This window comes from Vibrio rumoiensis 1S-45 (assembly GCF_000286955.2).
GTDB lineage: Bacteria > Pseudomonadota > Gammaproteobacteria > Enterobacterales > Vibrionaceae > Vibrio > Vibrio rumoiensis_A.
In genome coordinates this window covers 98,214-105,202 of the sequence record NZ_AJYK02000024.1, presented here as the reverse complement: position 1 = coordinate 105,202, position 6,989 = coordinate 98,214, and the positions used below count along the sequence as shown (strand labels likewise).

General features: G+C 41.9%; 5 protein-coding genes. 2 read left to right on the top strand and 3 right to left on the bottom strand.

What is annotated here, in order from left to right:
- Window positions 1-104 precede the first annotated feature (104 nt).
- A complete protein-coding gene (locus A1QC_RS03725) occupies window positions 105-545 on the bottom strand; it encodes an Lrp/AsnC family transcriptional regulator (protein ID WP_017025531.1) in 441 nt (146 codons plus the stop codon).
- A 109-nt stretch (window positions 546-654) separates the two neighbouring features.
- Here A1QC_RS03725 and A1QC_RS03720 point away from each other — a divergent pair, with 109 nt between their 5' ends.
- Complete coding sequence (locus A1QC_RS03720) at window positions 655-1,242, top strand: LysE family translocator (protein ID WP_017025530.1); 588 nt, start codon at window positions 655-657, stop codon at window positions 1,240-1,242.
- A 78-nt stretch (window positions 1,243-1,320) separates the two neighbouring features.
- Here the strand turns inward: A1QC_RS03720 and A1QC_RS03715 are convergent, their stop codons facing one another.
- On the bottom strand, window positions 1,321-3,492 hold the full coding sequence (locus A1QC_RS03715) for a metallophosphoesterase (RefSeq protein ID WP_431305836.1): 2,172 nt from the start codon (window positions 3,490-3,492) through the stop codon (window positions 1,321-1,323).
- A gap of 259 nt (window positions 3,493-3,751) precedes the next feature.
- On the opposite strand from A1QC_RS03715, the gene A1QC_RS03710 reads away from it, so the two are divergent.
- Window positions 3,752-5,074, top strand: a complete 1,323-nt coding sequence (locus tag A1QC_RS03710; protein WP_017025528.1) for a polysaccharide deacetylase family protein — start codon at window positions 3,752-3,754, stop codon at window positions 5,072-5,074.
- Window positions 5,075-5,221: 147 nt separating this feature from the next.
- Here A1QC_RS03710 and A1QC_RS03705 read toward each other — a convergent pair whose 3' ends face one another.
- Window positions 5,222-6,760: a long-chain-fatty-acid--CoA ligase gene (locus A1QC_RS03705; protein ID WP_017025527.1), complete on the bottom strand. Its 1,539-nt coding sequence runs from the start codon at window positions 6,758-6,760 to the stop codon at window positions 5,222-5,224.
- Window positions 6,761-6,989 lie beyond the last annotated feature (229 nt).

Here is a 6,989-nt window from a genome sequence, read left to right as displayed (position 1 = left end):
TAAATAAGCCATGTTCCTAGCTCAAAAATGAGTTACAAATTGCTTTGAATCTGCAAAAGAAGACCTAGCACAACGGAATTTATGTGATGTAAAAACGCACGGGATTATCGATTATCTTTTGGTGAATCCATCACCACCAAAGTCGTGATCGAATTAACTTGTGGGATCTCGCCTAACACTTCCGAATGAAAACGCTTATAACGGCTTAAATCTTGGGTTTCTACCCGTAATAAATATTCGTTAGCACCGGTAATGTTATGACACTCTGTGACTTCTTTGGCTAGCGCAACATGCTCTTCAAAACCACGTTGGGATTTTTGGCTGTGATCGGATAAGCCAATCGACACATACGCCACAAATCCAACGCCGAGTTTTTCAGCATCTAACACCGCTCGGTAGCCTTTTATCACACCGCTTCGCTCTAATTCTTGCACACGGCGAAGAGTGGCTGATGGTGACAGCCCAATACGCTCTGCTAGCTCCACATTCGATAAACGGCCATCACTTTGTAGTTCGTGCAATATTCTTTCGTCAAATCTATCCATAGTTTACTTTTATTGCTCAATCAGTCTGTTTAACACATCAAATAGACATAAAATGTAGCCAAAAGCGTCATAACATACAAGGAAGATTAAACATAACGGACAACCTAAAATGGAACTACAACAACTCTTGGCACTTTTTACTTTTGTACTGGTTTCTACCGCTTCACCGGGGCCGAATAATATTATGTTAATGACATCTGGGGCGAATATTGGCTTTTTGCGTACGATTCCTCACATGTTGGGGATCGTGTTCGGCTTTAGTTTTATGGTGATATTGGTTGGCGTTGGCTTAATGAATATATTTTCGCTTTACCCAACCTTGCACCAAGGATTAAATGTGGTGTGTATTGCTTACTTATTTTACCTAGCATGGAAAATAGCGCGTTCTCAGCCAAGCAATAGCGACACCATTTATCAACCAATGAGCTTTATTGCCGCGGCAAATTTTCAATGGGTGAATCCAAAAGCGTGGACAATGGCGATCACGGCGGTCAGCGTTTATAACACTACGGCAAATTGGCAAGGCGTCGCGCTCGTTTCATTGATGTTTGCTTTAGTAAACATTCCTTCGGTGAGTTTGTGGACGTATGCGGGGCAGAAGCTACAAATATGGCTAAGCAGCCCTCTACGAGTAAAGTGGTTTAATTATTCAATGGCAGGGTTATTGGTTGCCTCGGTTGCGCCGATGATGATGTAGTCACTACATCAAAAAATGGGCACTGAATATTCACGTTCAGTGCCCATTAGGATTCATTTAAAGCTTATGCATTCCAATTTAATGAGCAAAGTGCTCGCGCGCTGGCGATTGAACCAGATCTTCTAGCGTGCCGTATTCAGTATCGATAATGAAGTGATCACTGGCCTCTCCACTGGCAAATTTATCCAGAATATAAAAGAGTGAACCAAAACGTGAACGGAAAAGCTCTCCAGCGTTCAGGCTATTTACATCCGTTGAATCATCAATGACTATCTCGCCTTTAAAGCTTGAAAGTTCAAGGCTTAATAATTCATATTCCGACAAGCGTTGCTCTTCAATATCACGAAATGCTAATTCATCGGCATTACGCAAACGATAGAAGTCGGTCGCGAGCTCGGTTCCTGTCCATTGTTCAAATGTAGCGAGCGTTAAACCGGCTTCTTCTGCCTTCGCTTGCGCGTTCACTGTGGCGGCATCCCATTCTATTTTCGCCTGTATGTTTTGCTCTTCGGTTAAACTACAACCTGTTGAATCACCGAGTAAATAACTCATTTCACAGTACGTCAGTGTGGTCTCTATTTGAGACATAATAAGCATCTCTTTACCATTCATATTAAAAATCATGGTTTTCATATCTTCCGGCCACTCACTAGGTAGAAAACGCAAGCGCGTCAACTCTCGAATATGCCAATCCGTCAATTCATAATACGATTTTGAATTTAAGATCGCTTTATTCCATAGTGAATCCGATTTTGAAGAAACGAGGTAGTCATACTCTTTTTGATAGTGTTCAAAAAGCTCATCAAATCTAGCAACATCACCAATGATCACGGTTTCGACTTCAATTTGTGAATTTGGTTTTAATGACAGGATTTTATAGGCCGGTACATAGCCTGCAAGTGATGGCGCTTGAATATTAAATAAAGTGTAGGTTTTACCTTCTTTTTGGTATTGCTTCACACCGGTATCGTTAAAGTGCATGTGTCCACCAACGTGCACTGTCAATCCGGTTTCTGCTAATGCTTCACTGGTTGAATTTTGTGGCATGCGGCTTAACTGAAAGTTACCTTCGCCGAATACATCTTCAATATCTTCTGAAGCACCATTGTAAAAATCAGTCATTGGAAAATGGCTAAACGATAACAAAACTTTATTTTGTTCTTTAGCGCGTTGAACAACATCGGCTATCCATTCAATCACCTGCTGCTTATGGGTTAGCATTAAGTTATATCCGGCGCTGCTAGAACCATCGTAGCCATCTGGGTTATCTTCGCCACCCGTTGAATTATTCTTTGGGCGATAAACATTGGCATCAATAGCCAATAACCACACCCCTTCTACCGGCTCAACTAAGTAAGTAGAATCAGGAACCATAGAACAACTGGTATAGCCTTCTTGTTTATAATCGCCACCTGTTCCTTCGTAGCAAATTTCATACATGCGGTTTTGGTACGTTGCATCGGTTTTTGCTTCGGTGTAAGAATAAGAATCGACGCTTTTGTTTTGGCTGTATGGGGTTTCATAGTAGAGGTAAGATTCATCAGGGTAAAAACCAAAATCTCCCATCATCGACATGACAGACTCATAGCCTAAATGCTGAATTTCTTGAGTACAGATAGTCGCTAAACCGGAAGCATTGTCGATGGTGGTGGTGGCTTCGGTATACCCTTGGCATTCATTTTTACCCAAACTATAAATACGCTGATTTTGCCCTCCCTCACCAAGAAAATCGGACTTGCCTCCTGGCTGATTAAAAGGGCGAACTGGATCATGATTACCGGGAGCAGCAAAGAAGACTAAGCCATGCTCTTCTTCATATTTTTTAAATATTTTTGCCAGACCTCTTAAATGCACAGGCTGACCATCGTCACTAAAATCCCCTGGCAGAGCGACATATTTAATCCCTTTTGCGACGACATCATCAAGTGCAGCCAATAAAGCAAAATAGTTTTCATTAAACAAACGAGTAGAATTCATCTGAGATAACATGGTGCGAATTGTGGCATTGTCGCCACTTTTACTGTTGGGTAAACCGTCAAATGAGCCATCTTCAAAATCACCATACACATCATGAAAGTGAATATCTGGCATAAAGGCAACTTTCAGAGAAGAGGCGATTGGTTCTGGCTCATTAGCATCGCTGTTTTCTGTTTCTTCGGTTTGATTTTCCGCGGTTTTCGTTTCCTCATTACAACCGAATAACGCCATAGAAATGGCAAGAGGAATAAAAGCTCGAAATGATTTCAAAATAACATCCAAAATGTAGAACAAAAAAGAAAATGAAATGTAAATGACAAATATGACAGTTACATTTAATTTGTACTACAAACACATTAAGCACTTAAAATGGATGATCTAAAGCCAAATATCCCCGTAGATTCAGATGTAAATAACACGTTCCTCATTTACAACCAGCAGCTCTATCGATTCCATTTCCTTACCTTCTTACGCATTCCTTCGTTATCACATCTATCCTTATTTCCAGTTTAAACATTTACTGGAGACGAATATGTTAAAACAAGGAATCACTTTTGGTCTAAGCATGGCTTTTATGTCACTCAACGCTTACGCGGCCAATATTGCGCCATCTCAGCTACCGCCAGCAGGTATTGCGATAGAAAATGCTCCACAATTTGTGGCTATCGCGTTTGACGACAACACTTTAGTCGACGGGCAGAACTGGGTATTAAACCAATGGGGAAAAAGATCTAACCCGCAAGGAAATGGTAATGTAAACACCTTCGATGGACAGTCCATCCACACCACCTTTTTCAATACTTGCGAAGCCATTCTTGCTGATAATGAACAAGCGACCAATTCTGGTCATGTAAAAGAAACTTGGTTTCAAGCCACTTTATTGGGGCATGAAATGGGAAACCATACACTCAATCATTTACATGGTTTGGAATTTACTGACGCACAGTGGCAGCAACAGATCAACGATTGCCAAACAGCGATGAATAAGCCATTTAGCCAACAAGATGCCGAATTTCCTTCCGATCAAGATGGCATTAATGCCAAAGCGGTTGGGTTTCGTTCACCTTATCTTGAATATAACGATGCGTTATTCACCTACCTAAACCAAGCGGGCTTTAAATATGATGCCAGTATTGCAGAAGGTTATGACCCAACGCATCACTCAGGCAATCAATACTGGCCTTACACGTTAGATAACGGCAGCCCGGGTGCGGATATTGTCGCCATCTGGGGAATTAAACCACCTGTCACTCAACACACAGGGTTATGGGAAGTGCCGGTTTACGCATTTACGGTGCCAGATAATACCACTGCGAAACTATATGGCATTGACTACTCACTGCGTTCAAAAATAGCAGAAAAAATGAGTTGGTTTGATACTCAATCAGGCAAGATTGAGTCGGGTGATTACAACCTCTTTTATATGGCAGGATTAAATGGGCCTGAAGTCTTAGCCATTTTAAAATACAACTTGGATAGGCGTCTTGCGGGCAATAAAGCGCCGATGACTTTCCTTGCCCATTCCGCTCACTATGATGATCAATTTGATCAATGGGTACCAACGGTATCGACCGCGGCAGAACGTCGCCAAGCGTTGGAGGCATTTTTAGATTACGCTTTATCTAAGTCTGATGTGCGGATTGTAAGCCATATCGAACTGATCAATTGGATGGAAACCCCGCAAGCGTTGCCGTCTCACTGTGACACATCAGAATGGAAAGCAGGTACGGCTTATATGAGCGGGCAAACCATTCATTACGCTGGGTTTAAATGGCAGGCTAAATGGTGGTCTTACAATGAAAAACCACAAGACAATGCATGGGGATCGTGGCAAGTATTAGAAGCGTGTCGTTAGCATATTCGCCAAGTTTATACCCACAATAATTTAAGGGGATATCTAAATAAAAAGGAAGCCGAATTGGGCTTCCTTTTATATTCAAAGACTCAAAAGACTTAATTAACAATACTCGACTGAGTACTCTTATCCTCGACTAAAAGCAATTTAAGAAACTAATTCCGCTTTGAGATCTTTCTTCAAAATCTTACCGGTTGCACTGATTGGCAGAGCAGCACGAATTTCAACTTTACGTGGGTATTTATAAGCGGCGCATTGCTCTTTACCCCAAGATTGCAATTCATCTTCTTCAATGAACTCGCCTTCTTTCAACACAACGTAAGCTTTAATTTCTTCACCGTATTCTTGGTGTGGAACACCGATAACCGCCACCATAGAAACCGCAGGGTGCGTCATAAAGACTTCTTCGATCTCACGCGGGTAGACATTAAAGCCACCACGAATAATCATGTCTTTAACTCGATCGACAATGAATATATTGCCTTTATCATCTTGACGCGCAATATCACCGGTATAGAACCAGCCATCTTTCATTGCGATTTCTGTTTCTTCTGGGCGATTGATGTAACCTTTCATCACATTATGACCACGAACAATGATTTCACCTTCTTCGCCAGTCGCAACTTGGTTACCTTCTAAATCCACAAGGCGCACTTCAACACCTTGAATCGCTTGACCGACAGAACCAACAAAGCGCTCTTCATCTAAATGGTTAAAGCAAACAATTGGGCTAGTTTCAGAAAGGCCGTAACCTTCTAATACTGGTACGCCAAACTTCTTCTCAAAGTTGCGGATCACTTCGCCCGGCATAGAAGCCCCGCCACTGATCCCCACTTTTAAGCTGCTAATATCGGCATCCACTTTGGCATGCAATATGGCGATGTACATCGTTGGCACGCCAGCAAAAAGAGTGACTTTATGCTTTTCAATCAAACTCAACACTGAAGCAGCTTCAAAGCGAGGCACTAATAACATCGTGCCACCACACAACACGGTGGTATTCATGTTGACCGTTTGGCCAAACGTATGGAACAACGGCAGCGTCGCCATATTCACATCTTGGCTATTCAACCCAATAATACTTTGAGCAACCAATGCATTAGTAATAATGTTACTTTGCGTTAATTCTGCGCCTTTTGCTAAACCTGTCGTGCCAGAGGTATATAAAATAACGGCGCTGTCATCAGCTTCACGCGCAACATAATCTTGAATTGGCGCGGCATCTTTAATGAAGGCGCTCATGGTTGGCAAACCGTCATAGTCCAACTGATTTTCAGCCAAACACATCACGACCATATTTTCACAGCTATCTACTTGATGAAATGCTTTGATGCCTTCGTGGGCCATCGGTAAATCTGGTGTGCCTTCAAAGCAAAAATAAAATTTTGCGCCAGAATCTTCTAAGTGATATTTCACTTCACGGCTTTTTAGCAACACATTCAACGGCACAACGACAGCACCCGCTTTTTGCGCTCCGTAGTACACCAATGGGAAGAAAGGAAGATTCGGACAACTTAACGCCACGCGATCGCCAGGCTGAACCCCTTGATCCACTAATGCGGTCGCAATCTTTCCTGCAATCGCATCAAACTGGGCATAAGTGATTTCAACATCACCACAAATAATCGCAACTTTGTTTGGTTTACAAATCGCATTCCGTCGAAGACCGGCAGCAAGACTCATCATAGTAGTTTTACCTTTATATTTGTTTTCACATTAGCTGCACAAATGAATTACCGCATTCAAATTCATTATTCTTATAAAATTTGAACAGCCGTTTAAATTGGTTGTTTCATTGTTAGGTCGTAGCAGGTGTAAAGTCAAACAAATGCGTTTAAGTCTTTAGGGATTTGTGAGCTTGCTTAAAACAGATAGGATCTTCATGCTGTGTGATTCAACCAGAACCGCCTTATAG